Source organism: Pustulibacterium marinum (assembly GCF_900116665.1).
GTDB classification, from domain to species: Bacteria; Bacteroidota; Bacteroidia; order Flavobacteriales; family Flavobacteriaceae; genus Pustulibacterium; species Pustulibacterium marinum.
Window position 1 is genome coordinate 1 of the sequence record NZ_FPBK01000001.1, and the last position, 17,744, is coordinate 17,744.

Annotated in this window: 18 protein-coding genes and 1 riboswitch; of the genes, 7 read left to right on the top strand and 11 right to left on the bottom strand. The window is 35.0% G+C overall.

The features are described from left to right. The coding region (locus BM383_RS00005) for a transposase (RefSeq protein WP_177229041.1) at window positions 1-248 on the top strand (248 nt) is incomplete at its 5' end. A gap of 36 nt (window positions 249-284) precedes the next feature. On the opposite strand, the gene BM383_RS00010 is transcribed toward BM383_RS00005, so the two are convergent. The 5 genes from BM383_RS00010 to BM383_RS00030 form a co-directional block, all read right to left on the bottom strand. Continuing rightward, window positions 285-530 carry a GIY-YIG nuclease family protein gene (locus BM383_RS00010; protein WP_093021157.1) on the bottom strand — a complete coding sequence of 82 codons (246 nt, stop codon included), beginning with the start codon at window positions 528-530 and terminating at the stop codon, window positions 285-287. Window positions 531-590: 60 nt separating this feature from the next. After that, window positions 591-1,049 carry a YciI family protein gene (locus tag BM383_RS00015; RefSeq protein ID WP_093021160.1) on the bottom strand — a complete coding sequence of 153 codons (459 nt, stop codon included), beginning with the start codon at window positions 1,047-1,049 and terminating at the stop codon, window positions 591-593. A gap of 1 nt (window position 1,050) precedes the next feature. Beyond that, window positions 1,051-1,518, bottom strand: coding sequence for a CYTH domain-containing protein (locus BM383_RS00020; protein ID WP_093021163.1), 468 nt, complete (start codon window positions 1,516-1,518; stop codon window positions 1,051-1,053). Between the two features lie 23 nt (window positions 1,519-1,541). Next, complete coding sequence (locus BM383_RS00025; RefSeq protein ID WP_093021166.1) at window positions 1,542-2,840, bottom strand: voltage-gated chloride channel family protein; 1,299 nt, start codon at window positions 2,838-2,840, stop codon at window positions 1,542-1,544. 36 nt (window positions 2,841-2,876) lie between these two features. Next, window positions 2,877-2,937, bottom strand: a riboswitch (Fluoride riboswitch). Between the two features lie 21 nt (window positions 2,938-2,958). After that, window positions 2,959-3,618 (bottom strand): NAD(P)H-binding protein, encoded by a 660-nt coding sequence (locus BM383_RS00030; protein WP_093021168.1) that lies wholly within the window; start codon window positions 3,616-3,618, stop codon window positions 2,959-2,961. A 56-nt stretch (window positions 3,619-3,674) separates the two neighbouring features. Between BM383_RS00030 and dinB the strand changes: the two genes are divergently transcribed. Continuing rightward, window positions 3,675-4,781, top strand: a complete 1,107-nt coding sequence (gene dinB, locus BM383_RS00035; protein ID WP_093021171.1) for a DNA polymerase IV — start codon at window positions 3,675-3,677, stop codon at window positions 4,779-4,781. Between the two features lie 56 nt (window positions 4,782-4,837). Here the strand turns inward: dinB and pyk are convergent, their stop codons facing one another. From pyk to BM383_RS00060, 5 genes are all read right to left on the bottom strand, one after another. After that, window positions 4,838-6,283, bottom strand: a complete 1,446-nt coding sequence (gene pyk / locus BM383_RS00040) for a pyruvate kinase (protein WP_093021173.1) — start codon at window positions 6,281-6,283, stop codon at window positions 4,838-4,840. Between the two features lie 2 nt (window positions 6,284-6,285). Beyond that, complete coding sequence (locus BM383_RS00045; RefSeq protein WP_093021176.1) at window positions 6,286-6,753, bottom strand: IPExxxVDY family protein; 468 nt, start codon at window positions 6,751-6,753, stop codon at window positions 6,286-6,288. A 133-nt stretch (window positions 6,754-6,886) separates the two neighbouring features. Continuing rightward, window positions 6,887-7,624: a ribonuclease III gene (gene rnc / locus BM383_RS00050; RefSeq protein ID WP_093021179.1), complete on the bottom strand. Its 738-nt coding sequence runs from the start codon at window positions 7,622-7,624 to the stop codon at window positions 6,887-6,889. 3 nt (window positions 7,625-7,627) lie between these two features. Next, on the bottom strand, window positions 7,628-8,881 hold the full coding sequence (gene fabF / locus BM383_RS00055) for a beta-ketoacyl-ACP synthase II (protein ID WP_093021182.1): 1,254 nt from the start codon (window positions 8,879-8,881) through the stop codon (window positions 7,628-7,630). A 105-nt stretch (window positions 8,882-8,986) separates the two neighbouring features. Then, complete coding sequence (locus tag BM383_RS00060) at window positions 8,987-9,220, bottom strand: acyl carrier protein (protein ID WP_008236559.1); 234 nt, start codon at window positions 9,218-9,220, stop codon at window positions 8,987-8,989. Between the two features lie 182 nt (window positions 9,221-9,402). On the opposite strand from BM383_RS00060, the gene purN reads away from it, so the two are divergent. The 4 genes from purN (at window position 9,403) to BM383_RS00080 (ending at window position 13,500) form a co-directional block, all read left to right on the top strand. Next, on the top strand, window positions 9,403-9,969 hold the full coding sequence (gene purN, locus BM383_RS00065; RefSeq protein ID WP_093021185.1) for a phosphoribosylglycinamide formyltransferase: 567 nt from the start codon (window positions 9,403-9,405) through the stop codon (window positions 9,967-9,969). Further along, entirely contained in the window at window positions 9,962-10,429 is a 468-nt protein-coding gene (rnhA, locus tag BM383_RS00070) for a ribonuclease HI (RefSeq protein ID WP_093021188.1), read from the top strand. Before purN ends, rnhA begins: the two co-directional genes overlap by 8 nt. Window positions 10,430-10,511: 82 nt before the next feature. Then, window positions 10,512-11,438, top strand: coding sequence for a PfkB family carbohydrate kinase (locus BM383_RS00075; RefSeq protein WP_093021191.1), 927 nt, complete (start codon window positions 10,512-10,514; stop codon window positions 11,436-11,438). Between the two features lie 163 nt (window positions 11,439-11,601). Further along, entirely contained in the window at window positions 11,602-13,500 is a 1,899-nt protein-coding gene (locus BM383_RS00080) for an amidophosphoribosyltransferase (RefSeq protein WP_093021194.1), read from the top strand. A 358-nt stretch (window positions 13,501-13,858) separates the two neighbouring features. Here BM383_RS00080 and BM383_RS00090 read toward each other — a convergent pair whose 3' ends face one another. After that, complete coding sequence (locus BM383_RS00090) at window positions 13,859-14,467, bottom strand: superoxide dismutase (RefSeq protein ID WP_093021200.1); 609 nt, start codon at window positions 14,465-14,467, stop codon at window positions 13,859-13,861. A 123-nt stretch (window positions 14,468-14,590) separates the two neighbouring features. Between BM383_RS00090 and BM383_RS00095 the strand changes: the two genes are divergently transcribed. Further along, the gene (locus BM383_RS00095; protein ID WP_093021203.1) at window positions 14,591-17,698 is read left to right on the top strand and encodes a UvrD-helicase domain-containing protein; all 3,108 of its coding nucleotides are present in this window, start codon (window positions 14,591-14,593) and stop codon (window positions 17,696-17,698) included. The last annotated feature ends 46 nt before the right edge of the window (window positions 17,699-17,744 follow it).

Below are 17,744 nucleotides of genomic sequence, written 5' to 3' on the forward strand. Positions count from 1 at the left end.
CAACCTACAGTCCAACAAAGATTGCCAGAACAATTAAAAGTATCACTGCCCGTGAAATTTTCTCTCAAGCTCCAGGTGTAAAAAGAGCATTATGGGGTGGAGCTTTTTGGGGAAGTGGCTTTTATATTAATACTGTGGGACGGCATAGCAATGAGCAAGTAATAGCTGCATATGTGAAAAACCAAGGTTCTGAAAAGGATTATCAAGTTTTGCATAGAAATAATGACATACAATTAAATCTATTCTAAACTAATGCCTCGGGGCTTGCCCCGAGGATTATTTACTTATAATAATGATTTTAATTTAGGATTCATTCTTTTGATTAATGCCAATTTCCAACCCAACTTCCATCGTTTTAATTCCTTTTCGCGCTTCATAGCGTGTTTTAAATTCCGAAAGGTTTCAAAATATATGAGATGTTTAAACTTACGTTTTGAAGCCAAATCTAAAGCTTTACAATCATCGGTTATTCCTGTTAAGAACTTAGTCCTTAAATCATCCGAAACTATATAAACATAACACATCTTCATTTATAAACAATATCTTTATTAAATATATAAAATTATTGTTTAAATTTTAATGAATTGAAATTATTTTAACTTACTACCTTTTGCAGCCCAAAAAGGATGCGTTTCAATTGTAAGTCTACCAGCCTTTACCATTGGGTCTGCATTTGCTAAACTATCGGCTTCTTCAAAGGTTGCCGTATGGTAAATGGCAATTCCGGAAATAGGACTTTCATCTTCAAACGGACCGGCAATAGAAATTTTCCCTGCTAAGTGTAAGGCTTCTAAATGTGCTAAATGGGCAGTTTGTAATTTTGCCAAGGTTACAGAATCTTGGTCGCGGTTGGGACCTTTCATCAGATGAACCATAAAATATTTTTGCATCACATAGGTAGTATCGCCTTCTTGATATGAAAATGTTTCCGGCTGAACACTTTCTACACTTCCATTGATATCTAAAGTAGATTCCTTTATTTCTTCCTTTCCCGGTTCTGAACAACTTACCAAAAATAACACACTAAATATCCAAACTAGCTGTTTCATGTTACCACTTTTTATAAGGATGACTACTTAATCTAGAATTATAATATTTGACATTTCCCGTTACTTCTGCTCCCAACCAATCTGGTTTTGGGAATTCTTGAGATGCATGTGCTAACTCTACTTCTGCAACGGTCAATCCTTCATTATCACCAAAAAATTCATCTACCTCAAAAACAACATCTTCTATAGGAATTTCATATCTAAATTTATCAATCACTCCTGGCAAACATAACTTTAATAATGCTTCGGCTTCATTGGCGGGAATTTCCTTTTCCCATTCAAAACGAGACGTTCCCTCGGAATTTGATTTCCCTTTTACGGTAATAAAACCTTGTTCTCCCTTTAACCGAATGCGTACAGTACGTTCTGCATCGGTTGATAAAAACCCCTGTACAATTCTGGTTTTTGAAGATGCGACATCTTTGTATGCTTCTGAAATCACCAGAAACTTACGCTCTATTTCTTCCATACTAATTGAATTCAATGTATAAATTACTTCTTTTTTCGAAGGTTGTCAATAGTGGCTAATGTTTTTCCTTTATCGATACCAAAAAGAAAGTGCTTTGGACTTCCTACAATTTGAGAAGAGTAAATTCCTGAATGTCCACTAAACATATACGCTACAACGCAAGCAATACCAAAATACACGGCTCCTTTGGCCCCGAACAATTCAATAGCCATTAAAGTACATGCGATGGGAGTATTGGTTGCTGCCGCAAATACAGCTACAAACCCCATACCCGCTAATAACTCCGTAGGCAATGGTAAAAACCAAACCAAGGCATTTCCCAATGTAGCTCCAATATAAAACAACGGAGTTACCTCGCCACCTTTATAACCAGCACCCAAGGTGAACGATGTAAAGAGTAATTTCAAAGCAAAATCATACCAATTTAAAGGCATATTAAAAGCATCTACAATAGTTGGAACTCCCAATCCTATGTATTTTGTTGTTCCAATAGCGTATACAGCTAATGCAATGACAACACCTCCAATTACAGGGCGTAGTGGTGGATACTTCACTTTTGTTTTAAAAAGTGTTGTAAAAAAATGGGTGGCTTTTGAAAAGAACATGCCACCGAGTCCAAATAATATTCCGGCAATAATTGCATACAGAAAAGTAAGCGGTGTAATATCTGGTACCAAATCTACTCCATAATGTGTGTGGTGAATTGGCCAAAGTTTACAAACATAATCGGCTACCACAGCACCAAGTACACTTGCCAATAATGCATCATAGCGCATTCTTCCAAGAACCATTACTTCTAGAGCGAAAACAGCACCTGCCAACGGTGTTCCAAAAACCGAAGCAAAACCAGCACTTACCCCAATAATGATAATTATTTTTCTATCATCTTTATTCAGTTTGAACCATTTTGTAAACTGGTCTGCAATAGCTCCACCCATTTGTACAGCACTCCCTTCTCTACCTGCCGAACCTCCAAATAAATGTGTCATTACCGTACCAAAAAGTACCAAAGGCGCCATTCTAAATGGAATAATATGTTCGGGAGAATGAAATTCTTCTAACAGCTGATTGTTTCCCTTAACAACGCTACTGCCATAATAGTGATATACCAGACCAACAATAAAACCACCAATCGGTAATAGTGCTATAATCCATTTGTGGGCTTCACGATAGTCTGTAGCCCAATGCAAACTATATAATAATGCGGCCGATGCAGAACCGGCTAAAGCTCCAATCAACAAACAAATGACTAGCCATTTGCATAAATAAATAAAAGAAGGAATTTGTGGAATGGAATTGAATTTCTTGTCTTCTGATGTCATAATTTAAACTATATACGTTACCTGTGGCAATATTGCCAAAAAGTAGACGTCATCAGCATTTTAGCGGTTCAAGGCAGACATCATTGCCATACAGATATAGCAAAAGTACACAAAAAAATTAATCGGAACCTAATTTTTGTAGTGTATCACTTTCTACAATCGTTTTGGAAAAATTGTTATTGGCCAACCATATCATTGATTTTGCAATACGCTCTGGATGAATAGATTTATATTTCTCTAGCGGCCCAACCATTACCAAGTCTAAAACCTTAAAAAACTGCTTTGCAATATATTCTCCTAGTCGAAACTCTTCTCGATTTCCACTGATTAATGCTGGACGCACAATATGAATTTTTGGAATTGAAAATTCCTGAACCTTTGCTTCCATTTCCCCTTTCAAACGGTTATAAAACACGTTACTCTTTGTATTAGCGCCCATTGCCGAAATTACTATAAAAGCCTTCGCATTACATTTCGCTGCCAATTCAGCCGCAGATACCGGTATTCCATAATCTACTTTCTGGTATACTTCTTTATTTGGAGTTTTCTTTTGGGTAGTACCTATGCAACAAAACACGTCATCGCCTTTAAACAATTGCTTATACTTTTCCAGTTCAGTAACATCAATGATATGTTCCACCAGTTTAGGATGTGTTATTCCTTTAGTCCTTCGGGAAAACAGGATGATCTTTTCATACCTTCCATCAGAAAGTAATTCGCTCAATACATATCCGCCAGTTAAACCGGTTACTCCTAGAATGATTGCTGTTTTTTTCATACGGTTACCTCTTCAAAATACTGATTTTGCACAACAATTTACATTAAATTTGTGGTATGGCGAGTGTAGATGAGATTCCTTTACGAAAAATAATTCATGTGGATATGGATGCCTTTTATGCATCTGTAGAACAAATGGATCATCCTGAATTGAAAGGAAAACCATTAGCCGTTGGTGGAAGCGAAAAACGAGGTGTTGTCTCTGCTGCGAGTTATGAAGCCAGAAAATTTGGAGTGCGAAGTGCCATGAGTGGGTTTGCTGCCAAACGCAATTGTCCAGATCTTATTTTTGTAAAACCACGATTTGAACGTTACAGAGAGATCTCTCAACAAATCAGAAAAATATTTTTTGATTATACCGATTTGGTGGAACCGCTTTCTCTAGACGAAGCTTATCTAGACGTTACTGTAAACAAAAAAGGTAATCCTTCTGCTAGTTTATTGGCCAAAGAGATCAGACAGCGAATTTTAGACGAAGTTGGCTTAACGGCTTCCGCAGGAATCTCTATCAATAAATTCATAGCCAAAGTTGCCAGCGATTATAACAAACCCAACGGACAAAAAACTGTAAATCCGCAAGATGTTTTAGAGTTTTTGGAGAATTTAGACATCAAAAAATTCTACGGAATAGGAAAAGTTACTGCCGAAAAAATGTATCAACACGGCATTTTTACCGGAAAAGAATTAAGAGAACGCTCATTAGAATACTTACAGCAGCATTTTGGAAAAAGTGGTACTCATTACTATAATATTGTTCGAGGTATCCATTTAAGCGAAGTAAAACCACATAGAACTCCAAAATCGGTTGGAGCGGAGCGTACGTTTAGCGAAAATCTTACTTCTGAGGTGTTTATGCTAGAACGATTAGAAAATATAGCTTCGGAACTAGACAAGCGGCTTAAAAAGCATAAAATAGCGGGAAAAACCATTACCCTGAAAATAAAATATAGCGACTTTGTACAACAAACACGTAGCAAAACCATTTCCTATTTTATTTCTGATAAAGATTTGATTTTGGAAACAGCCAAGGAATTGCTGTATCAAGAAAAACTAGAAAATTCCGTGCGTCTGTTGGGCATTTCACTTTCGAATTTAAATACTGAAAAGAAGGCTAAGCCCGTGGAAGAAAAATCGATTTCAGTTCAGCTTAAGTTTGATTTTTAAGCAAAAAAAACCGCCAAGAAAACTTAGCGGTTTTAAGTATTTATATTGAAAATTTCTTATCCGAAATTACAAGTTTCAATTTCTTTGATACGAATAGTATTTACCATTCCTTTATCTTTGATAGGCATTGCAGCTAAACTGATCAACATATCTCCTGGCTCCAAGAATCCTTTTTCACAAGCAATTCTGTTTACGTCTTCAATGGTTTCATCGGTAGTTACATATCTATCATAATAGAATGCTTCTACACCCCAAAGTAAACTTAACTGAGTTAAAATATGCTTGTTGCTAGTAAATACTAAAATGAAAGATTTTGGTCTCCAGGCAGAAATCTGGAAAGCAGTATAACCACTATTTGTTAAGGTAGAAATAGCCTTTGCATTGATTTCGTTTGCCATAACTGCAGCATGGTAACAAACAGATTTTGTGATATATCTTTTTGTTCTAATGAAAGGTGGTTCTTGAGGAACTTTGATAAGCGAAGAGTTTTCAACACTCTTAATAATGCTTGTCATTTTTTCAATTACCTGAACAGGATACTGCCCTACTGAAGTTTCTCCAGAAAGCATTACCGCATCTGCACCGTCCATTACAGAGTTTGCAACGTCATTTACTTCTGCTCTTGTAGGCGTTAAGCTATCAATCATACTTTCCATCATCTGTGTAGCGATGATTACAGGAATTCTAGCTTTTTTAGCTCTTAACACCAATTTCTTTTGAATTAATGGAACTTCGTGTGCAGGAACTTCTACTCCTAGATCTCCACGAGCTACCATTAAACCATCACAGTAAGAAACAATTTTATCAATGTTTGCTACACCTTCTGGCTTTTCAATTTTTGCAATAATTGGAATTTTTTCTTCAGAATGCTCTTTAATAAGATTTTGAAGATCTACAATATCTTGCTCATGACGTACAAAAGAAAGTGCTATCCAGTCTACTTTTTGTTGAATGGCAAAAATTGCATCTTTGATATCTTTCTCTGTTAACGCAGGTAGAGAAAGATTTGTATTTGGAAGGTTAACTCCTTTTTTAGATTTCAACGGTCCACCTTGAATAACTTTTGTAGTTACTTCTTTTTCTTTATCGGTTCCGGTAACTTCAAAAATAAGTTTACCATCATCTAAAAGAATACGTTCTCCAGGTTTTACGTCTCTTGGAAACTCTTTGTAGTTCATGTAAACTTTTTCTGCGTTTCCAACGAATGGCTCACCTGTAACAAAAGTAATTTCGTCACCATCATTTGCCATTACGCCATCTTCCATTACACCAACACGTAGTTTAGGACCTTGTAAGTCACCTAAAATACCTGCAGCGTAACCAAATTCTTCATTGATTTCACGAATTATATTGATTCGTTCTTCAACATCTTTATAATCTGCATGAGAGAAGTTAATTCTAAAAACATTAGTCCCTGCCTCTATCATTTTTTTAATAGTCTCCTTTGTACTCGTTGCAGGGCCTAAGGTTGCAACTATCTTGGTTTTTTTAACTTTTAACATTTTCAGAAAATTAGGTTTGTCTTCGATTTAAGTTGATTTGCTGCTACTTTATAAGTAGTTATTATGTTTGGGATTTGCTGTATTTTACTCGTAATATCAGAAATATTTAAGTACATCTCTTCAGTATCTATTTTTAAGAAGTAATCTACCTTTTTCATTTCTGGAATTAAGTAACCTTTTACAGGTTGTTCTTCTGCCTCAAAAAGTGAAAAGACGGCTTTTCTTCTTTTCTTTTGAATATAGGTAGTATTTGCTACCAAATTCCACATGACATCTTCTTGTTCATTAAGCCATTCAAAATTTTCAAATACCTTTTGAGCAGCTATCTCAATTGTTTCTGCTTTAGACAGTCTAATGTTTAAGGCTTTGTTTAACCAATAGGCCAACCTGTAGTCTTCTAAATGACTGTGGAGCGCTATTAATGTGAACTCAGTTTCCTCAAAATCATCTAATAACCTGTGTATTGCCATTTTTGTCTAAAACGGTTGTAAAGATATGATTTCTTTAAAAAACAATATAATAATAGTTCAATTCTTTAATGAAACATACGATCGAAAACGAGATAGTTAACAATTTAATAATCTTTATTAGCTATCAACGAGTCTATTTCCCTTCAATTTTATGTTGTAGTGCAAAAAATGCTCTTTTGGCCGCAGCCTCTTCTGCTTTCTTTTTTGAAGTGGCTCTTGCTTTGGCAATTACCCGATTGTCAATACTTAGTTTCACACCAAAATGCTTTAGGGTATCATTACCGGTATCTTCATAGGTATGAAAATTGAAGGTCTTTTTTTCCTTTTGACACCACTCTATCAACAAGCTCTTGTAGCTGATTATTTTACCTTCTAGTCGTTCAATATCAACATGCGGCTCTATAATTCTTTTATTGATAAAGTACTCACAGTATTTATAACCTCTGTCAAGATATATGGCACCTACCAAAGCTTCAAAAAGATTACCATGAATGTTATCTCCAAAACTATCTTTGGGTATACTACTTTCCAAATAATCTATCAATTGTAATTCTTTACCAAGTTCATTTAAATGCTCTCGACTCACTACTTTTGAACGCATTTTGGTAAGGTAGCCTTCATCTCCAGAAGGTACTTCCTCGTACAGAAATTTTGAGATTACCGCACCCAACATAGAATCTCCAAGAAATTCCAAACGCTCATAATTAACGGGATTTCCTGCATCATCTTTAAGATTTGTAGACCTATGGGTAAAGGCTTTTCTGTAGACCTGAAGATTTTTCGGTTTGAATCTTAATATTCTGTGCAAATAAATAAAAAAATTCCCGTCATCATCAGAGCGGGAATTCCATATTTTGCGAATAAGATTCATATACTATTCTTCAATTTTTTTGAATAACACACAAGCATTATGACCACCAAAACCAAACGTGTTACTCATAGCTATTCTAACATCGCGATTTTGTGCTTTGTTAAGTGTTAAGTTCAATTTGGAATCAATTTTCTCATCTCTTGTTTGGTTGTTGATCGTTGGAGGAATAATCCCTTCAACAAGCGGAAGAATAGATGCGATAGCTTCTATAGCTCCTGCGGCACCTAACAAGTGACCTGTCATAGATTTTGTAGAATTGATGTTCAGCTTATAAGCATGTTCACCAAAAACATCTACAATTGCTTTAGATTCTGCGACATCACCAAGAGGTGTTGACGTTCCGTGCATGTTAATAGCATCTACTTCATCAATACTAACACCAGAATCTCTAAGGCAGTTTATCATCACATTTTTAGCACCTAATCCTTCAGGATGTGGAGCTGTCATGTGGTGAGCATCTGCAGAAAGTCCACCTCCTGCAAGTTCTGCATATATTTTTGCACCTCGCGCTTTTGCATGTTCATATTCTTCAAGAATTAAAGCACCAGCTCCTTCACCCAATACAAAACCATCACGGTCTGCATCGAAAGGTCTTGAAGCTGTTTCTGGGCTGTCATTTCTTGTTGATAATGCATGCATAGCGTTGAAACCTCCTATTCCTGCTCCAGTAACGGCAGCTTCAGATCCACCCGAAACTATTACGTCTGCATATCCTAACCTTATATAATTCAAAGCGTCAATCATTGCATTGGCCGATGAAGCACATGCAGACACTGTTGTAAAGTTAGGTCCTCTGAAACCATACTTAATAGAAATAAGTCCGGGAGCAATATCCGCAATCATTTTTGGAATAAAGAACGGATTGAATTTTGGAGTTCCATCTCCATTTGCAAAATTGGTAACTTCTTGTTGGAAAGTTTCTAGACCGCCAATACCGGCACCCCAAATAACTCCAACTCTGTCTTTATCTAAAGATTCAATATCCAGTTTAGAATCTACCAAAGCTTCATCTGAAGCAACCATGGCATATTGTGAAAATTTATCTAAACGTCTTGCCTCTTTTCTATCTATAAAATCGTTTACATTGAAGTTTTTCACCTCACAGGCAAACTGTGTTTTGAATTTTGAGGCGTCAAAATGTGTTATTGGTGCAGCACCACTAACGCCTTTTTTTAACCCTTCCCAATAATCTTGAAGATTATTCCCGATTGGGGTCAAAGCTCCTAAACCTGTAACAACAACTCGCCTTTGTTTCATGTGAACAATTTTATTAACAATTTAAAAACCATCAAACATGAGTAGAATGTCCAACTAAATTAAGCTGAACATTCTAAACATGAGTACTTTTTCTATAAATCTTTCTTACTTTGCTGATTCAATATATTGAATTGCTTGACCTACTGTTGCAATGTTTTCTGCTTGGTCATCTGGAATTTGGATATCAAATTCTTTTTCGAATTCCATAATTAATTCCACAGTGTCTAATGAGTCTGCTCCTAAGTCGTTTGTGAAACTAGCTTCTGCTACAACTTCGTTTTCATCAACACCTAATTTGTCTACGATGATCGCCTTTACTCTTGATGCAATGTCTGACATAATTTTTAGTTTTAAAATTTAATTTGTTGGCAAAAATAAAAAACTTTACTTGAAAACAACATTTTAGTTAAAAAATGTGTTCACTAATTTAATGAAATTTACTGCAAGTAATCTCTATTTCACTTCTAATTGTAGATTATTATTAGTTTTTTTGCGATTTAATAACTCATTTTCCTTGCACTATGAAAAATGTGATCATTTTCGCTTCGGGCTCTGGTTCTAACGCAGAGAACATTATTCATTATTTTAATGACAATAATGATGTTACCGTAAATTTAATTTTAAGCAACAACCCAAAAGCATATGTGCTTGAGCGTGCAAAAAATCATAAAATAAGTGCTATTACTTTTAACAGAACCGCTTTTTATGATAGTAATTTTATTTTAGATATTGTAAAAACTGCCAAACCAGATTTAATAGTACTTGCAGGATTTTTATGGAAATTCCCGGAAAATATTATCAATGCTTTTCCAAATAAAATCATCAATATTCATCCTGCTTTACTACCTAAATATGGAGGAAAAGGCATGTACGGAGCGCATGTTCATGAAGCTGTAGTTGCCAATAAAGAAACTGAAAGCGGTATCACCATTCATTATGTAAATGAGCATTATGATGACGGCGTTACTATTTTTCAGGCTTCTTGTGAAGTGCTAGCAACAGACACAGCCGACGATGTAGCTAAAAAAGTACATGAATTAGAATACGAGCATTTTCCTAAAATCATAGACCAACTTTTAAGTGAATAAAGCAGACGTACATATTTATACAGATGGATCTTCACGAGGAAATCCAGGACCTGGCGGTTATGGTATTGTCATGGAATGGGTAGGAAAACCATACAAAAAAGAATTTTCACAAGGATTTAAAAAAACTACTAATAATAGAATGGAATTATTAGCAGTGATTGTGGCTTTGCAAAAATTAAAGATTGAAGGTACCTCTGTTATTGTTTTCACCGATTCTAAATACGTAGTAGATTCCGTAGAAAAAAAATGGGTTTTTGGTTGGGAAAAGAAAAATTTTAAGGACAAAAAAAATCCAGACCTATGGATGAAATTTTTGCCAGAATACCGAAAACACCAAGTAAAATTTCAATGGATCAAAGGGCACAATAACCACCCGCAAAACGAACGTTGTGATTTTTTAGCTGTTGAAGCCTCCAAACAACCTCGGCTTTTAATCGATGAAGGGTTTGAAAACACCTAAGAAAAACAGTTTACTACCTTATTATATAGTTAATTCTTGATATCTAAAAAGTAACCTTATATTTGCAAAAAATTAAAGCCTTATGAGCAAATTATTAATTGTAGGTACTGTTGCCTTCGACGCTATTGAAACTCCATTTGGAAAAACTGATAAAATTTTAGGAGGTGCTGCCACTTATATTGGATTAGCCGCTTCTCAATTCGGAATTGATTCAGCCATAGTTTCTGTAGTAGGAGAAGATTTTCCGGATACCGACTTACAATTATTAAAAGATAATAACATCAATATTGAAGGAATTGAAGTTGTAGAAGGTGGAAAAACTTTCTTTTGGAAAGGAAAATACCATAACGACTTAAATTCTCGTGACACTTTGGTTACCGAGCTTAATGTTTTAGCAGATTTCAATCCGGTTGTTCCAGAGAACTACAAAGATGCCGATGTTGTAATGTTAGGAAATCTACATCCTTCCGTCCAATTAAGCGTTATTGAGCAAATGACCAAAAAACCAAAATTGGTAGTATTAGATACTATGAACTTTTGGATGGATAATACTTGGGATGAATTAATGAAGGTGATTGAAAAAGTAGATGTTATTACCATTAACGATGAAGAAGCTCGTCAACTTTCCGGCGAATATTCATTGGTAAAAGCTGCCCATAAAATTCATGAAATGGGACCAAAATATGTAGTGATCAAAAAAGGAGAACACGGAGCTCTTTTGTTTAACGGAGAGAATATTTTCTTTGCACCAGCATTACCTTTAGAGGAAGTTTTTGATCCTACTGGAGCTGGCGATACATTTGCAGGAGGCTTTTCTGGTTATTTAGCCAAGACAGAAGATATTTCTTTTGCAAACATGAAAAACGCAATTATTTACGGTTCCAACCTAGCATCGTTCTGCGTTGAAAAATTTGGAACAGAACGGATGGCAGGCCTCGCAAAAGACGATGTACAACAACGACTGATGCAGTTTAGAGAGCTAACACAATTTGAAATAGAATTACCATAACAAAATATGCCCTGAAATTTTTCGGGGTTTTTTATTGAAATATTGATTTTTTGCGTTAGGGATTGCAGTGAAAAGCCCACAGCGAATGTAATGAGCGAGGACTTGTAACGAAAAGCCCGACGGCGCAGCCGAAACGCCCTAAAACCCACAACAACACACAACTATGAGTGACGCTATTAAACATGAATGCGGAATTGCCCTGGTAAGGCTTTTGAAACCATTGGAATACTATAAAGAAAAATATGGAACTTCTTTTTACGGTATCCAAAAGATGTATTTGATGATGGAGAAACAGCACAACCGTGGACAAGACGGAGCCGGGTTGGCTAGCATTAAAATGGATATGCAACCAGGCGAGCGCTACATGAGTCGTGTACGTTCTAACCAGCAACAACCCATTCAAGATATTTTTAGTCAGATCAACACTAGAATTAACGATATTTTAAAGGAAAGACCAGAACTTCAAGATGACGTAGAAGCACAGAAAAAAGACTTACCATATTTGGGAGAACTTTATTTAGGGCATTTACGTTACGGAACTTTTGGAAAAAACAGTATTGAAAGTGTTCACCCATTCCTAAGACAAAACAATTGGATGCATCGTAACTTAATTGTTGCCGGTAACTTTAACATGACCAATGTAAATGAGTTATTTGACAATTTGGTTCGATTAGGGCAGCATCCAAAAGAAAAAGCCGATACCATTACAGTTATGGAAAGAATTGGGCATTTCTTAGATGATGAAGTGGCCAAACTTTATAAAAAATTAAAAAGAGAAGGGTATAGCAAAAGAGAAGCTTCTCCTCTTATCGCAGAACAATTAAACATCTCCAAAATTTTAAAAAGAGCAGCCAAAAACTGGGATGGTGGTTATGCCATGGCAGGATTAATTGGTCATGGAGATGCTTTCGTTTTAAGAGATCCTGCAGGTATTCGTCCGGCATATTATTACAAAGATGATGAAGTTGTAGTTGTAGCTTCTGAGCGTCCAGTAATTCAAACTGTTTTCAACGTAGATTTTGAAAAAGTAAAAGAACTTAGCCCTGGGCACGCCATCATTGTTAAAAAAGATGGAACCACAAAAGAGAAAGAAATTTTAAAACCGCTAGAAAGAAAAGCATGTTCATTTGAGCGTATTTATTTCTCTAGAGGATCTGATAAAGAGATTTATCACGAACGTAAAAAATTAGGTAGGTTATTATTTCCACAGATTTTACAAGAAATCGATGAGGATTTGAGTAATACGGTATTTTCATACATTCCTAATACAGCTGAAACTTCTTTCTTCGGAATGGTTAAAGAGGCTCAACGTCACTTAAACGATTTGAAAAAAGAGCAAATTCTAGCCTTAGGAGATAACATTACTCCAGAGTCCTTGAATGATATTCTTCAGTTACGACCACGTATTGAAAAAATTGCCATCAAAGATGCCAAGCTAAGAACTTTCATTGCAGACGATAACAGTAGAGATGATTTAGTAGCCCACGTGTATGACATCACTTATGGTTCGGTAAAAAAATCAGACAATTTAGTTATCATTGACGATAGTATCGTTCGAGGAACTACTTTGAAGAAAAGTATTTTACGTATTCTGGATAGATTACACCCTAAAAAGATTGTTGTAGTTTCTTCGGCACCACAAATTCGTTACCCGGATTGCTACGGTATCGATATGGCACGTTTAGAAGACCTAGTTGCTTTCCGCGCAGCGTTAGAACTTCATAAAGATGCAGGAACGTATGCAGTTGTTGAAGATATTTACCAAAGATGTTTATCTCAGGTAGATTATACAGATGTGGATGTTGTGAATGTTGTAAAAGATCTTTACGAACCATTTACAGACGAACAAATTTCTGCTAAGATTGCAGATCTTTTAGCTCCTGAAGATTTAAACGCCGAGCTAAGTATTATTTATCAAACAGTAGATAAACTCCATGATGCATGTCCTAAAAATTTAGGAGATTGGTATTTTACAGGAGATTATCCTACTCCTGGAGGTAATCGCGTGGTTAACAGAGCTTTTATCAATTTCTTTGAAGGAAATAAAGAACGAGCTTATTAAGCAAACGTTATAAAAATGCACTTCAACTGAATAATAGGTAGTTCATCTAATAAATTATACTCAACCCTAAGGAGTCACTACATTAGCGAAGCCATAACAAACATAAGTAGGTTAAGTTAATGGTAAGATTTGGGGCAAAAAAAGGCGAAATTTCATTTCGTCTTTTTTTATTTAATATATTATGGTTTTCAAAATATCAACACGTCAAAATAAGCACGCTATTTTTGGATATTTCTAAAAAACACATTACCTTAGAAATACTAAAACCTCTCGTAGATAACGATATGTTTTGTAAACTTGGGTAAAATAAAAAGGCTAGTTTTCACTAGCCTTTTTATATTCCATATGATTACAGAAATTATTTTCCTGCTTCGTACAATTCAGAAACTTTTTCCCAATTAATTACATTGAAGAATGCTTCAATGTATTTAGGACGTAAGTTTTGATAGTTTAAGTAATATGCGTGCTCCCAAACATCTAATCCTAAGATTGGAGTTCCACCACAACCAATTCCTGGCATTAATGGATTATCTTGGTTCGCTGTAGAACAAACGTCTACTTTTCCACCTTCATGAACGCAAAGCCAAGCCCATCCTGAACCAAACTGAGTAGCAGCTGCTGCAGAAAACTTTTCTTTGAAAGCTTCAAAAGATCCAAATGCTTCATTAATAGCATCGGCTAAAGCTCCTGTTGGCTCTCCACCACCGTTTGGAGACATTACTGTCCAAAACAAATTGTGGTTGTAAAAACCTCCTCCGTTATTTCTAACAGCTCCTTTAGACATATCTAAAGAAGTTAAAATCTCTTCTATAGATTTTCCTTCAAGATCTGTACCTTCAATAGCTCCGTTTAATTTTGTAGTGTAACCAGCATGGTGTTTCGTATGGTGAATTTCCATAGTTCTGGCATCAATATTTGGTTCTAATGCATCATATGCATAAGGTAATTTTGGCAATTCAAATGACATGATATTTTTGATTTTTTAGGTTAATATTTTTTCTATATCAAATTTAACAATTATGATTGAGAGTTCTACTAATATATTGTTAAGACGGATAAAGATTTCTTATTTTGCAATAAACTTTTTGAATTGAAAGAAGCTACATTTAAAATCTACAACGCCTCTGCCGGCTCTGGGAAAACCTTCACGTTAGTAAAAGAATATCTAAAAATATTACTTTCAGGAAACTATGCTGATGGTTTTAAGCAGATACTAGCTATTACCTTTACCAACAAAGCTGTTGGAGAAATGAAAGAACGCATTGTAGAAAATCTTTCTGATTTTGCCAACAATCCATTAGTTGCAGAAGAAAACGATATGTTTAAAAGTTTGATGGCCGATTTAAACATAGACGCTGTCACTTTACAAACTAGATCTCGAAAAGTACTTAAAAAGATATTACACAATTACGCTTTTTTCGATGTTTCTACCATTGATAAATTCAATCACAGACTCATTCGCACCTTTGCGCTCGATCTTAAATTACCTCAGAATTTTGAAGTAGCTCTGGAAACCGATTTACTACTAAAAGAAGCCGTAGACAATTTAATTGCCAATGCAGGAAACGATAAAAAACTTACCAAAGTTCTTATCGATTTTGTGCTAGAGAAAGTTGATGACGATAAAAGCTGGGATATTTCTAACGATATTTTTGAAGCAAGCAAGAAAATCATTAATGAAAATCACTACAAACCGCTTTCTAAATTAAAGCATAAAACCGTTGATGACTTCTTAGTGCTGAAAAAGTCTATTAAATCTAAAATAGATCTATCAGAAAAACTTATCAAATCGGAAGCTCAAAAAGTTTTAGATACCATTCAAAACGAAGGATTAGAGTTTACTGATTTTTCCAGAAAGACATTACCAAATCATTTTGAGAAACATCTTTCCGGTAGTCATTACGGAAATCCATACAAAAATAAACTAGAAGAAAATATTGCTAATGGTTCAGGAATTTATCCCGCTAAATTAGCCGAAGACAAAAAAGCAAGTATAGACAGTTTACTTCCAGCAATTGAAGAAGCTTTTCAGATTATCAAAAAGAATTATTTCCATCTATCTTTTCTGAAAAACATCTATAAAAATTTAGTTCCACTTACGGTAATCAATAGTGTTCAGAAAGAATTACAACACATAAAAGATGATGAAAATTTAGTGTTGATTTCAGAGTTTAACGCTACCATTTCAGAAACTATTAAAGATCAACCTGCACCTTTTATTTATGAGCGTTTAGGCGAAAAATACCGATTTTATTTTATTGATGAGTTTCAAGATACTTCTGAAATGCAATGGAATAATTTGGTTCCGTTGATAGATAGTGCTCTGGCTGGCGAAAGTTTAAGCGAGCAAAAAGGTTCTTTATTTTTGGTTGGCGATGCAAAGCAAGCCATTTACCGCTGGAGAGGTGGAAATCCAGAACAGTTTATCAATCTGTTTACCAAAACCAATAATCCTTTTCAAATTTCAGCTGAAAACAATAACCTCGGGACCAATTACCGAAGCTATGATGCCATCATCAACTTTAATAATGCATTTTTCAATTTTGCAAAATCATACTTAACAAGTGAAACGCATCAAGAACTTTATGAATTAAGTTTTCAAGAAAGCAATCGTAAAAAAGGTGGCTATGTGGGGATTGAATTTATTGAAAGCAACGATGAGCAACACGATAATGAAATCTATGTAGAACGTACGCTGAACACCATTCAGCAAACTATTGAAAAAGGATATACTTATAAAGACATTGCCGTTTTAACTCGAAAGAATAGCCAAGGTGTAATGGTTGCCAATGCACTGGCAGAAGCCAATATTCCCATTGTTTCTTCGGAAACTTTGTTATTAAAAAATAGCGGAAAAATTCAGTTTCTGAATAACCTGGTTCGTTACAGTATCTATCCGGAAAGCCAAGAAATTAAAGCTAAACTATTACTTTATTTGGCGTTTCAACAAAAGCAAGAAACCACGCATACTTTTATAAAAAACAGAATAGAACTTACAAGCGAAACTGCTTTTCAAGATTATTCATTTTCGTTATATGCATTTCTTCAAAAACCATTTTATGATGCCATTCAGTACGCTATTCAACAATTTGAATTGGCCGATGAATCGGATGCCTACCTTCAATATTACCTGGATATTTTATTGGAGTTCAATGAAAAATATAAAGAAGGTGCTACCGCTTTTATAAATTACTGGGATGAAAAAGGAGACCGACTAAGTTTAGTGGCTCCTGACGGAATGGATGCCGTAAGCTTGTACACTGTACATAAATCAAAAGGATTAGAATTTCCGGTAGTTATTTATCCATTTGTCCAAGACGAAATTATTGAATCTAGATCACAAACATGGGTACATGTAGATGCCGAAGAATTTTCTGGTTTTGATAATCTATTTATCAATGCAAATAAGGATTTTGCCGAAATATCTGAAGAAGCAAATACGCTTAAAGAAATAATAGACACGCGAAGTGCTTTGGATAATATGAATGTACTGTATGTTGCTTTAACACGAGCTGTAAAACAATTGCATATCATCAGTCATTCCAAAGCAAAAGAAAATAGTTATGCCAAATTACTTCAAGATTTTGTAGCAAAAGAAAAAGGTGAAGTACAAAACTATAATCCTATTTGGGGTGAAAATAGCTATCTGGCAGAAAAAACCAAAGAAGCTTCTATTATCAATGACACCATACCTTTTAGAGGTGGCAATGCCAAAAAAACATTAAATATTGTGACCAAAAATGGAATGCTTTGGGATACAAAACAGCAAAATGCCATAGAAAAAGGAAACATTATTCACCAACTATTAGCAAATATCAAGACTGAAAAGGATATAGAATTTTCTATTGAAAAAGCACTAGTTGAGGGCGTTATTGCCGAAAACGAAACAAATGACATAAAAACGACTTTACAAACGCTTATTCATCATCCAGACTTATCATCTTATTTTACAGATGAAACCTACTCTATTTTTAATGAAAGAGAAATAGTAACCAATACCGGTGCTTTATTAAGACCAGACAGGTTAATGCTTGGAAATAATGAAGCCATAATTATTGATTACAAAACCGGAAGTATGAGTTCTAGGTACCAAACGCAATTGGATTCTTATGAAAATGCTCTTAAAAATATGGGCTTTATAAATATCAAAAAAATACTGGTTTTCATCTATCCAGAAATTAGCGTGAAATATTTCTGATTAGAAATCAAATAATTATACAGCTATTTATTCGTGATTGTTTGAA

What these genes read in the sequence shown, in the direction of transcription:
- BM383_RS00010 (WP_093021157.1), bottom strand. Translation starts at nt 530, where the DNA reads ATGAAGATGTGTTATGTTTATATAGTTTCGGATGATTTAAGGACTAAG.
- BM383_RS00015 (WP_093021160.1), bottom strand. Translation starts at nt 1,049, where the DNA reads ATGAAACAGCTAGTTTGGATATTTAGTGTGTTATTTTTGGTAAGTTGT.
- BM383_RS00020 (WP_093021163.1), bottom strand. Translation starts at nt 1,518, where the DNA reads ATGGAAGAAATAGAGCGTAAGTTTCTGGTGATTTCAGAAGCATACAAA.
- BM383_RS00025 (WP_093021166.1), bottom strand. Translation starts at nt 2,840, where the DNA reads ATGACATCAGAAGACAAGAAATTCAATTCCATTCCACAAATTCCTTCT.
- BM383_RS00030 (WP_093021168.1), bottom strand. Translation starts at nt 3,618, where the DNA reads ATGAAAAAAACAGCAATCATTCTAGGAGTAACCGGTTTAACTGGCGGA.
- dinB (WP_093021171.1), top strand. Translation starts at nt 3,675, where the DNA reads ATGGCGAGTGTAGATGAGATTCCTTTACGAAAAATAATTCATGTGGAT.
- pyk (WP_093021173.1), bottom strand. Translation starts at nt 6,283, where the DNA reads ATGTTAAAAGTTAAAAAAACCAAGATAGTTGCAACCTTAGGCCCTGCA.
- BM383_RS00045 (WP_093021176.1), bottom strand. Translation starts at nt 6,753, where the DNA reads ATGGCAATACACAGGTTATTAGATGATTTTGAGGAAACTGAGTTCACA.
- rnc (WP_093021179.1), bottom strand. Translation starts at nt 7,624, where the DNA reads ATGAATCTTATTCGCAAAATATGGAATTCCCGCTCTGATGATGACGGG.
- fabF (WP_093021182.1), bottom strand. Translation starts at nt 8,881, where the DNA reads ATGAAACAAAGGCGAGTTGTTGTTACAGGTTTAGGAGCTTTGACCCCA.
- BM383_RS00060 (WP_008236559.1), bottom strand. Translation starts at nt 9,220, where the DNA reads ATGTCAGACATTGCATCAAGAGTAAAGGCGATCATCGTAGACAAATTA.
- purN (WP_093021185.1), top strand. Translation starts at nt 9,403, where the DNA reads ATGAAAAATGTGATCATTTTCGCTTCGGGCTCTGGTTCTAACGCAGAG.
- BM383_RS00075 (WP_093021191.1), top strand. Translation starts at nt 10,512, where the DNA reads ATGAGCAAATTATTAATTGTAGGTACTGTTGCCTTCGACGCTATTGAA.
- BM383_RS00080 (WP_093021194.1), top strand. Translation starts at nt 11,602, where the DNA reads ATGAGTGACGCTATTAAACATGAATGCGGAATTGCCCTGGTAAGGCTT.
- BM383_RS00090 (WP_093021200.1), bottom strand. Translation starts at nt 14,467, where the DNA reads ATGTCATTTGAATTGCCAAAATTACCTTATGCATATGATGCATTAGAA.